At 65.2% G+C, this 19,888-nt stretch carries 14 protein-coding genes, 1 pseudogene and 1 CRISPR repeat array; of the genes and pseudogenes, 9 read left to right on the forward strand and 6 right to left on the reverse strand.

Annotated elements, in window-relative coordinates; all coding sequences use genetic code 11:
• Positions 1-803, reverse strand: a pseudogene (locus ABT340_RS22275) (IS256 family transposase); the annotation flags it as partial.
• On the opposite strand from ABT340_RS22275, the gene ABT340_RS42490 reads away from it, so the two are divergent.
• Positions 790-1,002, forward strand: coding sequence for a hypothetical protein (locus ABT340_RS42490; protein ID WP_502992524.1), 213 nt, complete (start codon positions 790-792; stop codon positions 1,000-1,002). The pseudogene ABT340_RS22275 and the gene ABT340_RS42490 sit on opposite strands and share 14 nt — an antisense overlap.
• 1,491 nt (positions 1,003-2,493) lie before the next feature.
• Here ABT340_RS42490 and ABT340_RS22280 read toward each other — a convergent pair.
• Complete coding sequence (locus ABT340_RS22280; protein ID WP_352012716.1) at positions 2,494-3,414, reverse strand: nucleoside triphosphate pyrophosphohydrolase family protein; 921 nt, start codon at positions 3,412-3,414, stop codon at positions 2,494-2,496.
• 73 nt (positions 3,415-3,487) lie between these two features.
• Here ABT340_RS22280 and ABT340_RS22285 point away from each other — a divergent pair, with 73 nt between their 5' ends.
• Genes ABT340_RS22285 through ABT340_RS22300 form a run of 4 tightly spaced genes read left to right on the forward strand, consistent with a single transcriptional unit; the run spans position 3,488 to position 5,926 of the window.
• Positions 3,488-3,748 (forward strand): phosphopantetheine-binding protein, encoded by a 261-nt coding sequence (locus ABT340_RS22285; RefSeq protein WP_352012717.1) that lies wholly within the window; start codon positions 3,488-3,490, stop codon positions 3,746-3,748.
• Complete coding sequence (locus tag ABT340_RS22290) at positions 3,745-4,170, forward strand: helix-turn-helix domain-containing protein (protein ID WP_352012718.1); 426 nt, start codon at positions 3,745-3,747, stop codon at positions 4,168-4,170. The genes ABT340_RS22285 and ABT340_RS22290 overlap by 4 nt, the downstream gene beginning before the upstream one ends.
• The gene (locus ABT340_RS22295) at positions 4,167-5,075 is read left to right on the forward strand and encodes an ImmA/IrrE family metallo-endopeptidase (RefSeq protein WP_352012719.1); all 909 of its coding nucleotides are present in this window, start codon (positions 4,167-4,169) and stop codon (positions 5,073-5,075) included. The genes ABT340_RS22290 and ABT340_RS22295 overlap by 4 nt, the downstream gene beginning before the upstream one ends.
• 53 nt (positions 5,076-5,128) lie before the next feature.
• Positions 5,129-5,926: a hypothetical protein gene (locus ABT340_RS22300; protein ID WP_352012720.1), complete on the forward strand. Its 798-nt coding sequence runs from the start codon at positions 5,129-5,131 to the stop codon at positions 5,924-5,926.
• Between the two features lie 40 nt (positions 5,927-5,966).
• Here the strand turns inward: ABT340_RS22300 and ABT340_RS22305 are convergent, their stop codons facing one another.
• On the reverse strand, positions 5,967-6,986 hold the full coding sequence (locus tag ABT340_RS22305; protein WP_352012721.1) for a nucleotide kinase domain-containing protein: 1,020 nt from the start codon (positions 6,984-6,986) through the stop codon (positions 5,967-5,969).
• Between the two features lie 1,510 nt (positions 6,987-8,496).
• Between ABT340_RS22305 and cas3g the strand changes: the two genes are divergently transcribed.
• From cas3g to csb2, 4 genes are read left to right on the forward strand one after another with little or no spacing between them, the layout of a single operon-like run.
• Complete coding sequence (gene cas3g, locus ABT340_RS22310; protein WP_352012722.1) at positions 8,497-10,959, forward strand: type I-G CRISPR-associated helicase/endonuclease Cas3g; 2,463 nt, start codon at positions 8,497-8,499, stop codon at positions 10,957-10,959.
• On the forward strand, positions 10,956-13,190 hold the full coding sequence (gene cas8g1, locus ABT340_RS22315) for a type I-G CRISPR-associated protein Cas8g1/Csx17 (protein ID WP_352012723.1): 2,235 nt from the start codon (positions 10,956-10,958) through the stop codon (positions 13,188-13,190). The genes cas3g and cas8g1 overlap by 4 nt, the downstream gene beginning before the upstream one ends.
• Entirely contained in the window at positions 13,187-14,116 is a 930-nt protein-coding gene (gene cas7g, locus ABT340_RS22320; protein ID WP_352012724.1) for a type I-G CRISPR-associated RAMP protein Csb1/Cas7g, read from the forward strand. Before cas8g1 ends, cas7g begins: the two co-directional genes overlap by 4 nt.
• Position 14,117: 1 nt before the next feature.
• A complete protein-coding gene (csb2, locus tag ABT340_RS22325; protein WP_352012725.1) occupies positions 14,118-15,539 on the forward strand; it encodes a type I-G CRISPR-associated protein Csb2 in 1,422 nt (473 codons plus the stop codon).
• Positions 15,540-15,733: 194 nt separating this feature from the next.
• A CRISPR array of direct repeats spans positions 15,734-16,211; the repeat unit is 37 nt; unit sequence GCTCCACTCCGGCTCGCAGGCCGGACTCCATTGCAGG.
• Positions 16,212-16,499: 288 nt separating this feature from the next.
• Here csb2 and ABT340_RS22330 read toward each other — a convergent pair.
• From ABT340_RS22330 to ABT340_RS22340, 3 genes are read right to left on the reverse strand one after another with little or no spacing between them, the layout of a single operon-like run.
• Positions 16,500-16,991, reverse strand: a complete 492-nt coding sequence (locus ABT340_RS22330; protein ID WP_352012726.1) for a PPC domain-containing DNA-binding protein — start codon at positions 16,989-16,991, stop codon at positions 16,500-16,502.
• Between the two features lie 35 nt (positions 16,992-17,026).
• Entirely contained in the window at positions 17,027-18,043 is a 1,017-nt protein-coding gene (locus ABT340_RS22335; RefSeq protein WP_352012727.1) for an asparaginase, read from the reverse strand.
• 35 nt (positions 18,044-18,078) lie between these two features.
• Positions 18,079-19,719 carry a hypothetical protein gene (locus ABT340_RS22340; protein WP_352012728.1) on the reverse strand — a complete coding sequence of 547 codons (1,641 nt, stop codon included), beginning with the start codon at positions 19,717-19,719 and terminating at the stop codon, positions 18,079-18,081.
• Between the last annotated feature and the right edge of the window lie 169 nt (positions 19,720-19,888).

A 19,888-nucleotide genomic window follows, 5' to 3' on the forward strand; every position in this document is an offset into this window, starting at 1 on the left:
CGTACCTGCTCGGCGGCAGGCTGGTCGAAGACGGTGCGCACCAGGGTGGCCACCCACGGCTGCGCCGACTTCGGGACGGTGGCAGCAGACTGCGCGGGTAGTGGGTGCGGCATCTCTGCCAGGACGCGCCCGCCAAGGTCGCGCCGATCGCCTCGACCAGGCCAGGACGGGCGTCGGAGACGACCAGCTGCACCCCGCCCAGGCCGCGGGCCACCAAGCCCCGCAGGAACCTCAGCCAGCCGGCGCCGTTCTCGGCCGAGGTGACCTCCAGCCCGAGGATCTCCCGGTTGCCGCCTGCGTTCACGTCCGTGGCGACCAGGACGCGCACGTTGACGATCCGGCCGCCTTCGCGGACCTTCTGGGTCAGGGCGTCCAGCCAGAGAAAGGCATACGGCCCGCCGTCCAAGGTGCGGGTGCGGAAGGCCTCCACCTGCTCGTCGAGCACCTTGGCCATCTGGGAGACCTGGCTCTTGGAGATGGTCTTGATGCCGAGCTGTTCGACGAGCTTGTCGGCCCGCCGGGTGGAGACGCCCAGCAGGTAGCTGGTGGCCACCACGCTGATCAGGGCCTGCTCGGCCCCCGCTGGCGCTCCAGCAGCCGCTCGGGGAAGGTAGGAGCCCGAGCGGAGCTTGGGAATGGCGAGCTCCACGGTTCCGGCGCGGGTGTCCCGGCCGCGGGTGCGGTAGCCGTTGCGGCGGTTGGTGCGTTCATCGGTCCGCTCGCCGTATCCGGCGCCGCACAGGCCGTCGGCCTCGGCCGACATCAACGCTTCGGCCATGGTCTCCCGCCATGGATCGCAACAGATCCGGATCGCCGGTCTCGCTCTACTCCGCCAGTCAGGAATCGGGGGCCACACTGTTGTCTGCGGCCATCGCCTGGTTCTCCTTCGAACTTGATCTTCGCTACTCGAAGGATCACGCGATGGCCGTCACCATTTCCCGGCGCCATGCCTGTGACCGGGTCAAACTCGTACACCACCTCCGTGGACGCAACCTTGGGTGATGCTGTCCGGGTGCTGAACGAGGCCGACCCCGAGCGGAAGGCCAGGATCTACGCCGCTTTGGGGATGCGGTTGACCTACCACCCCGGAAAGCGAAAAGTCCTGGTCAGTGCGAGCACTGACCAGGACGATATCGGCCAAGGGTTTGTGTCCGAGGGGCGACCACAACCCTTCGCCCATCTTCTGGGCTCGTCTGCGGACCCTTGGCTCGACGTTGAGTGACGATGTGGTTCAGCAACGGCACGGGTGGAGCTTGAAACGAAGGTTTGTCGCAAGCCTTCGCTTCCGGCATCGAAGATCGCCGACAACGCCATGATTGTAAGGTGGTCAAGCCTGACCGCTATCGCAGATCCGATCTTGCAGGCACGGCCCTTGATTGGTCAGCCTTCATGGAGAGTCTCGCTCTGGCTGCTTCTTGACAAGAACATCCCTGGTTGCTGCTTCTTCTTTGAAGATGTCCTGCTTTGGAACCTCTAGTGCACATGCTTCTGCCGGGAGGTTTTGAGCCCCAAAAGGGTAGTCGAGGTGGCAAAACGGACAGTCTTAGAGTGTTTATCGGTCACTCTTGGTCACGCCTTCTGCTCATATAGCGTCGCACTCTGGCTCCTGCGCCGGACCCCATTGCAGCGCCTTGAACTCGTACAGGAAGATCATTTCGTCGGCATCGCACTCCGGCTTCTACGCCGCACCCCATTGCAGCGTCCACAGCGCGGCCATAAGTCGGTCCAGCCGGTCGTCATACTCCGGCTTCTACGCCGGACCTCATTGCAGCCAGTAGCTCCAGAACCGGCCCGGCCCTGCCCCCGGCTGTCCACTCCGGCTCCCATGTCGGACCCCATTGCAGCGCCGCCATCCAAGTCGGCCGGGTCGTCCCCGCCGACGGTCGCGCTCTGGCTTCTACGCCAGACCTCATTGCAGATGTCAGCCTGCTCGATCGAGACTCGGGTGAGTTCGCCTCGTAGTTCCTATGCCGGACCTGCCTGTAACTTGTAGCACGTGTGAGTAAATGAGCTACGATCACTCACGGTAGAAGTCATGTGTGACGCAAGGGTGGGCGCCTGGCGCCCTGGACAGGAGACTTGTGTGGCTTCAAGTGAGCGGCAGCATGGGATCGCTGACCTCAAAGAGGTCGTCATTTACGTAGTCGTGCTCATGGTTGTACTGCGACTGCTAGGGGATCCGGGACTGACTTCGGGAGTCATTGGCCGCTGATCGTGTGATGTGGGTCCCATCACACGATGGGACCCACATCACAGAATGGGGCCCGACCTGTCCTAGATCGGGACTGGTGTGCTAACGAGGTGACCTACGCACACGTGCTAACCACAATGAGGCCCGCCGGAAAGTGGCGGGGGTAGACAGGGAATCCTACGCGCAGTCTGCTTGCGTTGGGCGAAGTGATGTGCGAGCTGCCTCCCGCGTGACCCTGAGGTTGTTGGTGCGTCGAACGCGTCATCCGGTTCGGCGGTGAGGAAGTTGATCAGTTTGATGAGTTATTCGACGGTCAGCGTCTGCTGATCCAGGTCGAGATGGAGGATTCCTCCTCTGGTTCCGCGAAGCTGTCGCCAAGCGGCGTAGCCCATCGTGATCGCCTGTTCCCAGTCAGCAGCCCGCAGGACGCTCACCTCAAGGTGGGAGGTCATGGCGGCGATGGTCTTGAGAAGTTCGTGATCGACGTGACGTACATTCTCAAAGTAGCTGTGGCGGGCGGCGTAGGAAAACACGAGCGCGGCGATGCCTTCTTCGATGGCGATGGCGCGACCGCCGTCCTCAGCTTCGTCGATCCGGGGGTCACTTTTGCGCTTGCAGCCGAGCAGGAAGCGCGTGACGGGGGACCAGCCCAAAACGGCGGCGTGGGCCAGGTGGAAGACGTCATGGAAGCGGTAGTCGTCGTCAATGTGTGAAGCGTTGGTGAGGGGATCTCCGCATGGGATGCCGTCACGGGTCAGCACCGCGACGGTACGGCCGTCGCGGTCGCGTTGCTGCAGCATGAATTCGAGGGTGGCCTGCCGCGGAAGCCGCTCGGATTCGGGGAAGGTGTCGTCGAAAAGGGTGCGTTCGGTCTCAGGGGTGGGACGCCATCGATCTTTGCTTTTCACCAAGCTGGCGGCGGCGATGTCTTCCAAGTCGAGATCGAAGCGGTGTGCCAAGGTCGCGACGTACCACAGGACGTCGCCGAGTTCTTCACGCAGGTACTGCTTGCCGGAGACGAGGCCGGCCCCATCGCGCAGGCGCTTTTTGTAGGCAGTGGCGAGGGATCCGACCTCGCCGACCAGGCCAAGCAGAGGGACCAGTACGGGATCTGTGTCGGGGATGGGTGGCTGAAGGGTTTTGGTCGCTGCCTGCTGGTAGCGGGCAAAGTCCACGATTCCTCCTGTCGGAAAATCCAGCGGCATGGTCGGGAACGCCAACATTGTCGTATAGTAGAACAGTGGTGCCGGGTAATCCGACGAACAGGGGAATCTCCTGAACGCGATTGAGCCGTCTATGGAGGACGTCGTTGCTGTAGTCCTGGAGCTCCTGGCGCATTCGCAGGGCCGGGATCCTGACGAGCTGCGCGCGGAACTGGAAGCGGCCGGCGAGGAACTGCCGGTCGACTCGATCTTGGTTGTTGAGATCTTGACCCGTGCCGAAGAGCGCTATGGCATCACCGTTCCCGTGAACGAACAGGCTGCTCGCTCCACGCGAGCTGTGTACACCTTCGCCGCCACCATCCTGGAGACGATCAAGGAAAGGCAACAGTCATGACCCCCACCTCCGCCGACTCTCGCAGTCGCGACCCCGAGCTGGAACTCCTGGGTGAACGGTTGCGCAACACCCGTGACTATCTGGGTATGTCGCAACAGTATGTGTGTGAGATGACCGGCATCCCGCGTTCTGCGATCAGCGACATCGAGCGTGGCGCCCGGCGCGTGGACAGCTTGGAGCTGAAGAAGCTCGCCCGCCTCTACACCCGGCCAGTGTCTTACTTTCTCGCCAAGGAGGAGGATGCCGATCTTGGCGAGCACGCACTGGCCGGACTTCCCCGCGCACTGGTCGGCCTGACCGACGGAGACTGGGAAGAGGTCATCAGCTTCGCCGAATTTTTGAAGTTCCGCCGTGCGAACGAGCATGCCTTGGCTCAGGGGTCCGTCGACAAAGACGCCATGCCGCCCGGAACGGCCGAGTGAACTGGGACGTCGCCCACCGGCTCGCTTCGATCGCAGCCGTGCAGGCACACCGCGACCTACGGATCGACCGTGACGAGTACGTCGATGTGCATGCCGCACTGCAGGAAGCCGGGGTGGTCGGCATGGCGCGCCCCATGCCGCGACTGTTCGGGATGTACTTCTCGCCGCAGGACAATGGGCCCGCGGTGCTGCTCAACGCCAACCTGGACATTGTCACTCAACGTCACACGGCAGCACACGAGTTGGGTCACCATCGTCTGCAACACGACACCGCATTCGACAAGGATCTGGACCGCACCGCCCGCTGGGGGGACGGCAGTTGGTCCGACGAGGAGAAAACAGCGGAGGCGTTCGCGGCATGGTTCCTCATGCCTCCGCCCGCAGTGCGCTCAGCACTTGGGCGGATCGGCATCGACCGCCCTCGCCTGCCTGAGCACGCCTACCAGGTGGCCCGTTGGCTGGGGACCTCCTATGCGGGGACCGTGAACCACCTACACCGGCTGAAACTGCTGACACAAGCTCAGAAGACAGCCTGGCTGAAGGCTAAGCCGGCTGCCATCAAGGCGTCGTTGCTCAGAGGCTTGGTTTCCAACAAAGTGCATGTCCATGTGATTGGCATGGCTGCCCACGGAGCGACCGTGCGGGTCGAAGTGGGAGACCTGGTCGTCCTGTGGGACACCAACGCCCACTTTGAGATGTTGCCTGACGTCCTGCTTTCTGCCGACAATTCGGAAGGGCAGGTGCTCTGGGGCGAGGGCAGCTCCGCGGTTGCCGCAGAGGTTACCGATGCGCTCAGGAGCACGGCCGTTGTGACGGTTCGCGTGCCGGGCGCTGCCGATTTGCTCGAGTTCACCGTGGCACGGCAATCGCCACGCCGCGGTGTTCAGGATCTCTGGTCAATCTGACCATCCGGTTCTTCTTGTACCGCCCTTGGTCCATCACGACCTCAGGAGCAGCGATGCACACCTTCAACGTCGCAGCGAAGAACACCTCCCTGGCCTGGGCTGCCGCCTGCCGGGCTCTGGATGTACCCGCCCACCTGAGCCGGGACGGCTTCCACACGGTGGTCCGCATCGCCGACGCCGCCGCAGAGGACCCGCTGCTGCGGACCCACTTTGACCAAATGCGAGACCGGCATGGATACGAGCCCATCGAGACGGTTGCTAACACCCTCTTCCCTGCCAAGCTGGCAGCAGCATGCTCTTCCCCTGAGGAACTCGTGCACCGGTACCGGGAGATGTATGAACGGCTGAAGCGTATGGACCGACAGAACAGGGGCGGGACCTACTTCGGCCGCATCGTGGCCTACCCCGGAGAGAGCGGCGCGGTCGATCAGCTGACCCTACTGATCACTCGCATTCGCCGGCAGGCCTCCGGCAAAGGGCCGATGAGTGCCGCATACGAGATGGATATCGCCCACCCCGATGACGTGGTCCCAGGGGATAGCACCTGGTCGACGCCAGTCCATGTCACCGGCAAGGACAACGGATATCGCGGCTTCCCATGCTTGAGCCACTGCTCTTTTCAGCTGGACCGCGAGCGCACCCTGCATGCGGTAGCTCTATACCGCAGCCACTACATGGTGGCCCGCGCTTACGGCAACTACCTGGGCCTGGGACGCATGCTGGCCTACCTGGCCCAGCAAGCGCAAGTGCGTCCGGGCAGCCTGACGGTGGTCGCTGGGCATGCTCAGATAGAAGACGATGTCACTGCCATTCGCCCGATAATCCAGGAACAGATGCAGCTGCCCGCTTGATCATGAAAAGAGGGCGCAGTGCTCAAACCGGCTGGAGTACCTAGGTGTTGACACCCCACTTGGGTGGAAACCACGCGGTCAAGGGGGTGGTGTCTGCCCGGTACAACTGCTTTATGCGGCTGCGCCCACTGATGCCGACGACCTCCGGGTGCACCACCCGTGCATACTTGTCGACCTCGCAGAACAGATTTTGACAGTCGATCAACTGCAAGGGGCGGCTCCGCAGCCCGGTGAACTGGAGCCCGAGACGGTGGAAGTGTTCCTGCTGTGTATCCGCCATGTAGCGGATCACCTCGGCTTCAACACCATCGGCGGCAGGACCGAAGCACTTTCGAATTCCGTCGCGGGCTCCCGGCCCCGGAACGACGAAGTCCATCTCTGAGAAGGGCATCTGCGCCGCGTAGTTCAGGTCGATCAAGTACTGGTAGGCCAGGAACGGGCCAACCGCTGGAAAACCCAGCAACACCTCATACGCCTCACGCATCGAAGCGGACTGCTGCACTCGCTCCGGCGCTCCCTGATCCATCATCAACTCGATGAGCCGCAGGTGGTTGCTGTGCTTGCGCTGTCCCCCCAGCGCTGGCGGAGGAGTGATGTAGGCCGCAGAGTACAGCCGCTCTCCCGCCGCGAACGCTTCCGACAGCACGCGGTCCAAGGCCTGAAAGCCGTACCCACTCCAGGTCACTTCACCTAAGTGCTCCTCCAGGAGCTGCCACGTCTGGATCTTGTTGAAGACCTTGAAGAGCAAGGTGCGAAAGAACACCTCACACCACTCTTGATCTCCGCGGTAGGACACCTGGCCGATCAGGTACTGGCTGACCCGGTCTGCGGCACGGAAGCAGTTTGTGAAGCGGTGCTGCGCCAGCACAGGGTCTTGGCGCGCTGGCGGTGGCGCTTCTCCCAGCCGCGCCAGGTACACCTGCTGCCTGGCTGCGGCGAACCGCCAGTAGGTGTCGAACACCGGTGTGGGTTGCAGCGTGCGCCCAGCGATCCTCGCGGCAGCGGGCGGCTCGCAGTCTTCCACTCGAGGTGGGGGCGGGGCTTGCAGCATGCTCACCATGTGCTCAATATATATTGAGTATAGATCAAGGTCTATTAGGGGCGTCGATGAAACTGCTGTGGCGCGCTCCACGCCGCAACACCTTGGTTACCTGGCCTCAGGCCGTCGACGACCGTCTTGAGCAGCTTGTTGCCGCCGCACTTGCGGCCGGTGAGAACATAAGCCGCTCCCAACTGCTCGCCGCCCTGGTGGCCAACACAGAGGTTTCCCCTGAGCACATCGCTGCCTTGATACGGACATATCGCAGAATGGGCGCGGATGCCCTGGACGATAGGCCGGACTCCGGTGTGGCAGAGGATTGGCCGGAGGTCCGCCACCCAGGGCCGCGCCGAAATGCTCGCCATCCGAAACCGCAAAGCGACTCCCAGCACGCGGAGGTTGCCAGCGACATCGGAGATTCCCAAAAGTCAGCTTCTAACCGGGAAAACCCGCCGACTGAGCCTCGCTCATGACGTGATGGGACACGGCTTTTCTTTCTAGCGACACTACGAACGGGCCTCGTGCCGCATCCGTGCCCCAAATCACCCGGACCGATATGTCTGAGGCAGCGACGCCTACGAATCGACGCAGATCATGGACCGCTTTTGGTGTGGGGTGACTCGACCCCTTCGACCATCTCCTGGGTTCGTCTGCGGGCCCTTGGTTGGGAAGTGGTTCAGCAACGGCATGGATAGAGCTCGAAGCGAAAGCTCGTATTAAGCCCTCGCTGCCGGCATCGAAGATCTCCAGCAGCGTCGTCATTGTAAGGTGGTCAAGCTCGACTGCCATTGGAGACCCGATCTTGCATGCCTGACCTGGTAGGTCAGGCTTTATGGAGGGTCTCGCTCCGGCTGCTCCTTGACAAGAACATCCCTGGCCGCCGCTCGGTTCTTTAAAGCGACATGCTTCGCAACCTCTAGTGCGCGCGTCCCTGCCGGGAGGTTCCGAACTCCAAACGGGCAGTCGAGGTGACAAAACGGGCGGTTTTAGAGTTTTTCTCGGTTACTCTAGGTCATAGCTGCTATTCAAATGGCGCTCTACTCCGGCTCACAGGCCGGACCTCATTGCGGCTGCCCGCAGCCGAGCTCGGGAACGATGACGTCGAGTTCCACTCCGGCTTACGGGCCGGACCTCATTGCGGCAGCGCTGCGATCTCACTGCGATGCGTGCCGGTCAGGGCTGCACTCCGGTTCACGAGCCGGACCTCATTGCGGCTCCGCCTCTGCTCGCGCGCTTCGTACGTCCTAAGAGTTCCACTCCGGCTCTTACGCTGGACCCCATTGCCGCCATGTCGCCGCCCGAACCGCCAGGCGAACCGATGGTCGCACTCCGGTTCTCATGCCGGACCTCTTCGCAGCGTCCAGGTGGAGGAAAGCCATATCGCTCTAGAGGCTCGTCTCACTCCAGTTTCCACGCTGGACTTCATTGCGGTGACGGGGGATGTGAGTAGCGGGTTTGTCGGTAGGAGGCGATAGATTGCGGGGCTCTGGAGGCTGGCCTGCAGACCGTCTACTTCTCCGAGGTGTGCACTGTGCGTGCTGATCGGCAATTAGTCGAGTTTGGGGACTTTGTCATGCGCGCGGCCGGGGAACGGCTCGCACCGTATCCCTACCAAGTTCGGCTCGCCCACGAGGGGCTGCCTGAGCTGCTGAGGGTGCCGACCGGGGCGGGGAAGACGCTGGCGGCTGTGCTGCCGTGGTTGTGGCGCACCATGGCGTTTCCCGAGGTGACTCCGCGTCGCTTGGTGTATGTGCTGCCGTTGCGGACGCTGGTCGAGCAGACCGCACGCGAGGTGGCGAAGTGGCTGCACAATCTCGGCCTGCGTGCCTCGGGCGACCCTGGAGAGGCGAGCCGGGCGGACGAGGTTGTTCTCCAGGTGCTGATGGGCGGCGCGGACCGGAACGACGACCTCTGGCAGCTCGAACCGGACAGAAGAGCTGTTCTTATTGGCACGCAGGACATGGTGCTCAGCCGTGCGTTGATGCGGGGGTACGCCGAGGCGCGGCCGAGGTGGCCGATCTCCTACGCGCTGCTCCACTCGGACACACAGTGGGTGTTCGACGAGACGCAGTTGCTCGGGCCTGCGCTGCCGACAAGCGCCCAGCTCCAGGGGCTACGCGGCGGGCTGGGAGTGGCCGCGCCGACCCACACGATGTGGATGTCGGCGACGCTGGCGGAGGACGGCCTGTCCACGGCCGATCATGACGCCGCCACGCTGCGGACGGTCGAGTTGTCGGACGAGGACCGGGTCGGCCACCTCGCGAAGCGGTTGAAGGCGACCAGGACCGTTCAGCGGCTGGAGCTGGCCGCCGACGCCAAGGGCTACCCGGCGTCGGTCGCGAAGGAACTACTCGAACGGCACCGGCCCGGCACACGGACGATCGCGGTGCTGAACACGGTGGAGCGTGCCACGGCGGTGTGCGAGGCGGTCGCGAAGGCGGCCCCGCAGGCCGACGTTGTGCTGATCCACTCCCGCTTCCGCCCGGCCGAGCGCGCAGGGCTCATGGAACTGGTCGAAGCGGACCCTCCTCCGGAGGGGCGGATCGTGATCTCCACCCAGGTCCTGGAAGCGGGAGTGGACATCACGGCCCGGACGCTGTTCACCGAGGCCGCGCCGTGGAGTTCGGTCGTGCAGCGGGCCGGGCGGTGCAACCGCGGCGGGGAGTACGCCGCCGCGTTCCTGCTGTGGGGCGTGCCGCCCGGCGGGCGCGGTTCGGCCGCGCCGTACACGCAGGAGGACGTGGACGCCGCCGTGGCGGCGCTTGATGAGTTGGAGGGGGTGGCGGTCACCTCCACTCAGCTTCAGCGGCGTCGGGTGGACCAGGCCCAGGAGTTGCACCCGGTTGTGCGTCGCCGCGACCTGCTGCAGCTGTTCGACACGACGCCGGACCTGACTGGGGCCGACATCGACGTCAGCCCATGGATCCGGGACGGCGATGACGGCGGAGTCTTCGTGGCGTGGCGGGACTGGGCGGCCACCGGCGGGCGGCCGGCCGAGGACGAACCGTGGCCCTCACGGGGGGAGCTGTGCCCGGCGCCGCTCGCCGATGTGCGGAAGTTGGTCACTTCGGCCGGTGGCACGCGGCGGGTGTGGGTGCGGGACCGTATCGGGGGGGCATGGCGGCCTGCTAACCGGCAGGACGTGGTGCCCGGCGTTGTGCTGCTGGTCGACGCCTCGGGCGGTGGGTACGACCTGGTGCTCGGTTGGGCACCGGGAAGCCGGACCCCTGTCACCCCGCTCTTGTCGGCGCGGCTCGCCGAGCCCGAAGAGTCCTTGGAGGTGCCCAGGGACGACTCGATCGGTGAAGATCCGCTGGCATCGCGAGGACAGCCGTGGGTGGGTTTGAGCCAGCACCTGCAGGATGTCGAGGAAGAGGTGGTCGCGCTCGCCGGGCGGGTCCGGATGCCAGGGCTGACCTCCACACAGATCGCTGCCGCAGCGTTGGCCGGCCGTTACCACGATCTGGGGAAATGCCACCCGGTGTTTCAGCGGACTCTTGAGCGCTCAGGGGAGAGCCCGATCGCGGGGTTGCTGGCGAAGTCGCCGGGCGGCTGGATGCGGCACTCACGGCCGTACTTCCGGCACGAGCTGGTCAGCGCGTTGATGCTGACCCACCCGTCCTGCCGGTTGCTGGACGGTGAAGCGGAGGGAGACCTGATCGTCTACCTGGCCGCCGCGCACCACGGAAAGGTCCGTGTCAGCGTGCGTTCGGTGGGTGAGGAGTCCAGCGGGAATCCGCCGACGGTGCTTGGCGTGGCCGATGGCGATCAGACATCGCAGGTCTTCCTGGTGTCTGGTGAACATCTCGGCTCGCTCACCCTGTCCTTGGCGTCGCTCCGGCTGGGGGCCGCGGAGGAAGGGCGGTCGTGGACGGCCAGGGCGGTGGCGTTGCGGGATCGCGCTGACCTGGGGCCGTTCCGGTTGGCGTTTCTGGAGGCGCTGGTGCGGATCGCCGACATGCGGGTCAGCCGGGTCTACCGGGAGGGCGCGTGAACCAGATCATCCTGGGCGGGTGCCGGGCCGACGTTCTGGCCGGTTACCTTCAGGCGCTCGGCCTGCTGCGGGTGGTCGCCGCCCAAGTCGACCCCGGAGCGCGGCTGCACTGGCGTGGTGACGTGGCGGTTCTGGATACCACACTGCCTGAAGAAGACCTGCTGACCTGGCTGGTCCGCTCATACGTGCCTGCGGCGATCGTCTCGCCGTGGAACTCCGGTTCAGGGTTCGCCGGAAACGGCAAGAGTCGTAGCGCGGAACAGGCGTTGCAGGCCGTACAGGACCTCGCCGAGGAGCGGTTCGGGCCGCTGCGAGCGGCGATTCTGGCCGGGCGCCGGGTGGTGGGCGAGGGGCGCCGCCGAGGCTGGGGCGGCAAGAAGGACGAACTGTGGGAAAAGGGCCACAAGATCGACGTTGTACGGTTGTGCCGCAACACGTTTCCCGACGACGCACTGGCCTGGCTGGACGTCGCGGTCACCCTCACCCTGGACGAGGTGGCCTTCAACGCGCTGGCCGGAACCGGTGGCAATTTCGGGCGGCAGGACCTGTCGGCCACCTACTACGACCGGCTGCTGCGGCTGATGGGGCCTGCGGCGAAACCGGCTGAGAGCCGCAGATGGGCGCAGGCGGCACTGTTCGGCCTGGAGGACGTGGCCTACCTGCGCGACACCGTGGGCCAGTACGATCCCGGCCGGGCGGGTGGCATCCACTCGGCCGCCGACGAAAAGGGCGACGGCTTCGCCAACCCGTGGTCGTTCGTGCTGGTCATGGAGGGGACGCTGCTGTTCGCCAGCGCCGCCGTACGGCGGAACGGCACCGGTGGCGCAGGCGAGGCCAAGCCGTTCTTCACCCGTTCGACACCGCTCGGGCACGGCAGCGCGGCCGAAGGTGAGCCGGTGAAAGGCGAGCAGTGGGTGCCGCTGTGGGACCAGCCCGCCGGGGCCGCCGAGGTGGCCCACCTGATCGGGGAGGGCAGGGCGCGGTGGCGACACCGGCAGGCCACCTCGGGCCTGGAGTTCGCGATGGCGCTGGCCTCGCTCGGCGTCGACCGCGGACTGACCGCGTTCCACCGGTTCGTGATCGCTGAACGGCTGGGGCAGAACCCGCTGGCCATCCACGCCGGGCGGGTTACCGTGACGTCTCGGCCGGAGGAGGCTCTGCTGCGCGGGCCGTACCGGTGGTTGGAACGCGTCCGCAGGACAGCTCCGACCGGTGGGGTCGCCACCGCTTTGCGGCGGGTGGAACGTGAGTTGTTCGCGGTCGCCGCAGGTGAGGGGCCAAAAGCGCTGGCGCGGTTCGTGACCGAGTTCGGCCGGTTGCACGAGTCGGTCGGCGCGTCCGGGCGGACGCGCGCCCAGGTCCCGCCGTACGTGCCAGACGAGCGGGCGGGAGACTGGCTCGCCGCGCTGCAGGACGGTTCACGAGAGGTGTGGCTGGCCGCCGGTTTCGCTGGCCTGCACGACGATCCCGGTAGGTCTCGGGGACGTCGCGACGCTCCCGTCTCTTCCCGGCCAGGGATCCGGGCTCTATTGAGCCGGGCCGGGGGCGGGCAGTGGCAGGACGCTCCTGGCTGCGGAGTCGGCCTGTACGGGGTGACCCTGGCGCGGGCGCTCACCGAGGCGCACCGGATCAGGGCTATCAGAGCCCAGGACGAACGCCCCGTCGCCAGCGATGATGACGCCGCAGCCCGGGGGTCCCAGACCGGTTACCCCCGAGGCCAGCGACTCCCGGTCGGCCTGCTGGCCGCGTTCGCGGCCGGTGGCGTCCGTGACGACCAGGTCGCCGATCACCTGCGCGGGCTGCTGGCCCTCGGCTACCGTCCCGGCGGTGACGAGCCCTGGCCGGAGTTCGACCGGGTACGGCCCGACTGGACGCTCTCCCTGCTGTTGCCGTTCTTCGGTACCGGAGAGTTGACCGTTCGGGTCCGCGACCCGCGCGATGGAGAAGGACAGCTGAGGACGGTGCGGCTCGCACCGCGCCCCGGCTGGGTCTCCCGCCTGGCCGCAGGAGGGACGGACGCCGTGGCAGGGGAGGCGCTGCTGCGGCTACGCATGGCGGGACTTCGGCCCCGTGTCCCCCGGATGCCCCCGTCCCGGGCGGACGGACTTCGCCTGGCCGCAACCCTGCTGCTACCGGTCACCCGGCGCGAACGCGAATGGTCCCTGGCCCGGATCTGCGTCGCGGAAACCACCAACTACATCGTTCAGGAAACCGAAGGAGCACCCGCGTGATCTCCCTGGACCAGCCACGCCTGCGCTACACCGCTCACCTGCGGCCCGCGCTGGGTTCGACGTTCCAGCCCACCAGCTTCCCGGATGTCGGCGCGGCCAGGTTCTCCCGGGCCGGGGGAGGCGACAGCCTGCTGGTGGAGTCGGTCCAGTCCATGGCGAACCGGCTGGAAGCCACCACCTGGGACCGCGCGGAACGCAAGCCGGTCACGCTGGTTGAGGCCCTGCCGTACGTGCGGGTGCACCGGGGGAGTAACCCCGAGGAGTACCTCACCTCCTCACGGCAGGAGGCCCACCGGCTCGCCTCGGCCTTCGTCCGCGACTCCGCCCTGGACGGGCAGCCGATGCTGGAAGTCATCCGCGACCGGCTCGGCCTGGTCAAGGACACCCCGCTGGACTATCCCCGCATGGCCCGTGCCATCTTGGGGCTCGACCCGTTCTGCCTGCTGCACGGGGTGTTCTTCAGCCACAGGAGCTGGCTTGGCCAGCCCAGGTTCACCCGTGCGATCTCCGCCGTCATCGAGGCGCACGACGTCCGCGAGGTGATCAGCGGCGGACGAAAGGCCGACCACGTACGCCACCAGCTCGTCGAAGGGGAAGGCGGCACCAGCGAGGGCTACGGGTCAATCCCCTTCCACCGGGTCGAGTGGACGGCCGGGGACATCACGGCGATGTTCGTGGTGGACGTTGACCTGCTCCGCTCCTACGGCCTGGGGGCAGGAACGACTGAACTGCTGGCGCTGCTCGCCCTGTGGGAAATCCGCACGCTGCTGGCCCGAGGGCTGCGGCTACGCACCGCCTGCGACCTGGAAGTGACCGAACACCCGAAGGATCTGCCCGAACAGGCCGAGCTGGAGGCCCGCATCGGCGAACTCGTCACCGCAGAGAGCATCGGCATGGAGCCGATCACCGTGCTCTGGAAGGGATGACATGCCGGTCGTCCTCGCCATGCACTTCCCCTGGGGCCGCTACCACGCCACCCCGTGGGGACGCTACGTGAACGAGGGGCTCGTGGAGGTCCCGCCGTCGCCGTGGCGGCTGCTGCGCGCACTGTACTCCGCCTGGCGAGTCCGAGCACCTGAGCTGGAGGAACACGTGGTGTGTTCCCTGCTGGGTGCACTCGCCCTTCCGCCGTCCTACCGGATCCCGCCGTACCGGATCGCGCACTCCCGGCACTACTACCCCGACAGCAAGCATCGCAGTGGATCGGTCAGCACGGACAAGGCTGTGGACGCTTTCGCCGTATTGGATGGCGACCAGACCTTTTACGCCGTCTGGCCCATCGAACTCGACCCCGAGCAGCACGCGGCGCTGGCCCAGCTGGCCACGGCCATCCCGTACATCGGCCGCGCCGACTCCACCTGTGAAGCGCGGCTGCTCGATCGGGTGCCTCCGGAAGCGGATGGGCACGCGCGGGCCGAGCCGATTGGCCTGGACGACGACCTGAGCGAACGCCACCAACTGGTGGAAGTACTATGCCCGGGCCTACCGCTCGACCTGGATGCGCTGGTCCAGCGGCCGGTCGACGTGCGCGCCACCAAGCGGCTCTACCCCCACGGCACCAGAAAGATCACATACGCGGTGCCCTCGCCGTCCCAACCGTCCCGGCCCGTTTCCCGCACCAGTTCGGCGATCACCGTGGTACGGCTGACCGTCAGCGGAGTCCGGCAACCTCACATGTCCCATGCGGTCCCACTGATGGACGCCATACGCGGGGCGTGCATCAAAATCCTCACCCGGCGGAACGGGACGTTCGACAGCCTCCTCGCCGGAAAGTCCGCAGACGGTAGACCGTTGACCGACGCACACCGGCACGCCCACTTCCTGCCCTACGACGCCGATCGAGACGGGCGCATCGACGAGGTCGTCATCTGGACACCCGGTGGCCTGACTGCCGGAGAGGTCGACGTGCTGGACATCCTGGGCCGGCGCGGTGTTGGCGTCCCAGAAGGGGTGACCGGGCCGCGTGACCTTCAGGTGTTGCTCACCGCGTCAGGGGGCGATGACCTGCTGCCGGACGAGTGGACGAGACCCGCCTGCCGGTGGCGGTCCGTCACCCCGTTCGTTCCCTCCCGTTACCCTAAGCGCCACCAAAGCTCCGACGGTTACGTGCACGGAGAGGTGATACGCGAGCTGGCCTACCGAGGTCGTTCGGCAGATGCTCTGGAGGTCTGGGAGAGAACCAACTCAGCGTTTCTTGGATTCGTCCGGCGCAGGTGGCGTGACAGGAAGGCCACCGAACCTCGCAGCGGGCACGCACTTGAGCTGGAGTTCCCCGCCCCCCTTCCCGGTCCCTTCGCGCTGGGGCACCTGTCCCATTTCGGCCTTGGCCTGTTCGAGGCGATCGACTGACCACGCCATGCTGCTTGAAAACCGAAGACGCTTTTCTCGCCGCTCCTTGTTGCTGCGCCGTACAGGTTAGGAACCTCAAGCTCTCATGGTTTCCCCGGGAGGTTCCGAACCGCAAACAGCCTGTTTCGGGCGTGAATCGCCCAAAAAGACGTTTCGATATACTTACTGAAAGTAGTTAGACCACGTCACGCGGCGCTCCACTCCGGCTCGCAGGCCGGACTCCATTGCAGGGCCCGACAGGTCGAGATCGAACGCAGGGGCCTCTTGCTCCACTCCGGCTCGCAGGCCGGACTCCATTGCAGGCCCAGCCAGTACAGCCAGCCGCACGTGTACACGAGGGCTCCACTCCGGCTCGCAGGCCGGACTCCATTGCAGGGGCTTGTGAAACGATTTGTAGCAGCCTCGACCGGCCGCTCCACTCCGGCTCGCAGGCCGGACTCCATTGCAGGGGCTGCCTCGGGTAAGCGCCGTCTGCCGCCGGACGTAGAGCTCCACTTCGGCTCACAGGCCGGACTCCATTGCAGGGGCAACCGGGACCACTGGTACGCCCAACGCGGGCGCGCTCCACTTCGGCTCACAGGCCGGACTTCATTGCAGGTTGGAGCTCAAAGCGGGGGCGCCGAAGTCGCTGCGGGGCTCCGCTCCGGATCACGGGCCGGACTCCATTGCAGCCCCCAGATGGCCTCGGAGAACTCGGCCAGTTGGACATGAGCTCCACTCCGGCTCATAGGCTGGGCCCCATTCCATATCAACACATTATGTTGATATGGACGAAAAATTAAATTTTCGGATAAAAGCACTTTCTTCGACTCGCCGTGAAATGTCAGTTCCTGCATGTAAATCGACCTCCGCTCAATGAGTTAATGTCAGAGGAAGGTAGGCAAGTCGGCAGTTCGGGTCAGGCCATTAATTGTGCGCACTGGGCCTGCTGGCGAAGGGGTGATGAGGACTGGTTGAGATTCATGACAACGGCTTCTTCCCGAAGTCGTTCCCTATGTCTAAATTCAGCAACGGGACATTGTAGAGTTCCGGCATCCGTGGGCGCGTCATGGTTGGCAACAAGACCTCGACCACAAGCATCTCAGTCAAAAACTGCACCTTGGCGGACAGTAGATGGCTGGTATGGCCGACTGCTGATCGCTCCTTAAGGCCGAGTGTGGTGTGGATGTGCGGAGAAATGCCACCTGCCTCAATGTCGGCAGCAATGGTTCCGCATCCGAACGCCTCGACATTGGTCAGGTGCACCTTTGACCAAACCGGAGCATCCGGGTTCTTTAATTTTTCGCACGTCCCGACGATTTCCGCTTCGGCGAAGCCAGCCAGGAACATGGGGATGTAGCCCTGCCGAACATCATGCTCGCGACAGAAGTCGCTCAGGGAAGTCATGAAGTCATCACCGTGATCGAAGGTCACACCAAAGGTGCGGCCGATGGTCAGCTCACGCGCTCGCATATGCACGTTCCTCGATTCGTTTGTGAGTCAACAGATCAAGATATGGACACGCGGCTGTCGCTGTGGTCTCCGATAATCGCGAATGCCTCTGCGATTCGGTCGCCGTCGGCGCCGGAGGCGAGCAGGAGGTGCAGGAGGATTCGGGCCTTAAGCGGGTCGAGGTATCCGGCGCCGATCAAACCTCGGGACAACAGGTCTCGCTCCGACCCGGGGAACCCGTAGGTGCCTTCGTGCACCGGGCCGGCACCAGTACGGGAGGCCAACACGACAGGCATTCCTTGCGCGAGTTCCGTGAGCGCGGGGACCATCGTGGCCGGCACGTGCCCGACTCCGAACGCGGCCACCACAAGTCCGTTGGCACGCCCACCTGCGGCGAGTACGGTCTCTCCGTCGTCTCCTAGTGTCACCGTGTGCAGAACGACCCGGACGGCCCGTCGAGGGTCAGCCTCAAGCACCGGGCCGCGATCGAATCTCAGAGGCACCCGTACCCGCCCCTCGATCACATGCCCGATCGCCCCGTAGTTCGGCGAGACGAACGCAGCGGGGCTGCTGGTGTGTGACTTGCGAACCCAGCGGGCCGCGTGCACCTGGTCGCCGAATACGACCAGGCATCCCAGCCCGCGCGCCTGGCGACTGGCCGCGGTGCGGATGGCCGCCAGCAGGTTGGCGGGACCGTCCGCGCCGGCCATGGCGGGGTTGCGCATCGCTCCGGTCACCACCACCGGCGCCTGCCCGCCGTACAGCAGGTCCAGCGTGTAAACCGTCTCCTCGATGGTGTCTGTCCCTTGCGTGACCACCACACCGTCGACACCGCGCTCGACTGCCTGCTCAACGGCGGTGGCCAACTCGATCAGATCCGCGAAGGACAGTGACGCCCCGGGCAGCTGCCGGAAGTCGTGCACCTCTAGCTCGACGCCGAGGCCGTCGAGCCCCGGCACCGCCGCAAGCAGATCATGCGCTGTCAGCGCAGGTGTGACGCCGCCGCCCGCGCTCGGCACCATCGCGATCGTCCCGCCGAGCGAGAACACGGCAATGCGGGCGGAGTGAGTCATACATGGAGCCTTTCCAGAGGTCGCCAACGGCGCAGTCACGCGATGGCATGTCCAAGGCGGGTGACATACGCGCACGCGGCGTCAATGCCTGCCCCCGAGATCAGACGACTACGCGGACGGAGTAGCCCAGCGCTGCCAGCCTGAGCGAACGCCTGACAGCGAGTGAACAACCAGGCCCAGTCGAGTTCCAGGTAGTCGGCCAGTGCCCGCATTCGTCCGGCCGGGTCGCGGCTCTCGATCACGGAGTGCGCTCCGACCTGGCCGGATGCCTCCCGAAACTCCCGTAGCACCGATACCCGATTCGTGGTGTCCACATGCCACATACCGGCCCCCCGGACCCAGTTCGCGATGATCGCCTGCTCACCTCCCAGGACGAACCCTTCCACGTTGGCGTACGACGGATCGTCGCAAACCTTGACGTGGATTCCTGTGGCTTCCATCAGAGCAATGGACAGGAAGAGCAGAATGCGTTCGTGATGCGGGGAGTCGTGGACAGCCTGTCGCGGAATGCAGAACATCCTCGCTGATGCCTGCTCACCCGTGCGGGAGCGTACAGCACGCAAATAGGCGTATTTGTGGTCGAACAGCAGCCATGTGCACGCCTCTTCCCCGCGCTGCTCGCGGGTCCAGAACACCGGCAGGTCGGGCAGGCCTTCGAGGTTGCGCAGGATGTGGCGTGCGCAGAACTCGGAACCAAGCCACATGTGAGACACGCTGCCCAAGTCTGGCGCTGCCTCGCGACTGACTGCAGATGCCGAGAGCTTCTCATAAGCGGCCAGTTGCTCGCGGGAAAGAGCGAGTTCCTGATCGTCAGCCTGGAGCCCACCGTCGAGACTGGCGCATGCCCACAGCAGGCCGAAGGTGAAGTCATCGAGCTCGTAAGCGGTGGGGATCACGATGGATCCAGAACCTGGCGAGTTTGCTAAACGGCGCTTCGCCTCACGGGCATCGAGGGCGAAGAACCGTGGTGTTCCCGCAGACTTATCCGCACCGACGAGGAGTGCCCGCCCGGTGCCGCTGGAGAATTCCGTCCATCGGGGGAGGTTGGTCAGCGTGGTCAGTGCTCGCCCGTTCGATGGCGTGGCGTCGTGGAACTGCATCTGCAGGGCAGAACCTTCCAGCACACGCCCTGCCGGGAGAAGCGCTGTCACGTCGATTCCGTAGTCGGGGAAGGGTCGAGACAGCCGTAGGTCTGGCCAACGTTCGCTGATGAGAGCCGTGAAGCCGTACGGGTCATCCACCTGGCCGATCAGCGGACCAGCGCTTGTCAGCGGACTGAGCTGAGCGAGCAGGGCAGTTGTGCTCCCCACCAGGAACGTCCTGCGATCAAGCTTCGCCCACATCTGTCCCCCCTCATCGACATAGAAGGACAGTCTTTCGGGGGAGAGCACATCAGGCGATGGCACTTCGATGGCATTTCGCTGCCGGAAACCGAGCTCGTCGAAGGTGCGGCTGGTCAGTGCCTCAAGAGCTCGTTGGTACGCGGGGCGAGGACGACCTACCTCTCCGTCCTCCCAACGAGCGATCAGCCGTGCGTCGCAGGCGAGGCCGTGCTCTCCGATGAGGTCAGCAGCGGCTACTACCGCTCGGGCGAACTCCTCACGAGTTTCATGCCGCTCTTCCTCGCGGATTCGCCTGAGTACGAGGTTCGGCGTCTTGACCCTGCCAGTGGCCACCGCCCACGCCTCCCGCCGGCGTCTTTATGGATATCGCTCGAAGTATGGCAACCGTAACCGCTGCCCCTTTCCATCGCCAGACGGTTTGCCATTCACGTGCCAGATCTCGCGCCATCGAGATGCCTACCAGGTCGGCGGTCTCCTTATACCAGCGCGGCGAACCGCCTCG

Source organism: Streptosporangium sp. NPDC000239 (genome assembly GCF_040300765.1).
GTDB lineage: Bacteria > Actinomycetota > Actinomycetes > Streptosporangiales > Streptosporangiaceae > Streptosporangium.

Excerpts from the sequence above, each read along its gene's own strand:
- ABT340_RS22280 (WP_352012716.1), bottom strand. The coding sequence starts at position 3,414 with ATGTTGGCGTTCCCGACCATGCCGCTGGATTTTCCGACAGGAGGAATC.
- csb2 (WP_352012725.1), top strand. The coding sequence starts at position 14,118 with ATGCCGGTCGTCCTCGCCATGCACTTCCCCTGGGGCCGCTACCACGCC.
- ABT340_RS22290 (WP_352012718.1), top strand. The coding sequence starts at position 3,745 with ATGACCCCCACCTCCGCCGACTCTCGCAGTCGCGACCCCGAGCTGGAA.
- ABT340_RS42490 (WP_502992524.1), top strand. The coding sequence starts at position 790 with ATGGATCGCAACAGATCCGGATCGCCGGTCTCGCTCTACTCCGCCAGT.
- ABT340_RS22335 (WP_352012727.1), bottom strand. The coding sequence starts at position 18,043 with ATGACTCACTCCGCCCGCATTGCCGTGTTCTCGCTCGGCGGGACGATC.
- ABT340_RS22285 (WP_352012717.1), top strand. The coding sequence starts at position 3,488 with ATGGAGGACGTCGTTGCTGTAGTCCTGGAGCTCCTGGCGCATTCGCAG.
- ABT340_RS22330 (WP_352012726.1), bottom strand. The coding sequence starts at position 16,991 with ATGCGAGCGCGTGAGCTGACCATCGGCCGCACCTTTGGTGTGACCTTC.
- ABT340_RS22300 (WP_352012720.1), top strand. The coding sequence starts at position 5,129 with ATGCACACCTTCAACGTCGCAGCGAAGAACACCTCCCTGGCCTGGGCT.
- ABT340_RS22305 (WP_352012721.1), bottom strand. The coding sequence starts at position 6,986 with ATGGTGAGCATGCTGCAAGCCCCGCCCCCACCTCGAGTGGAAGACTGC.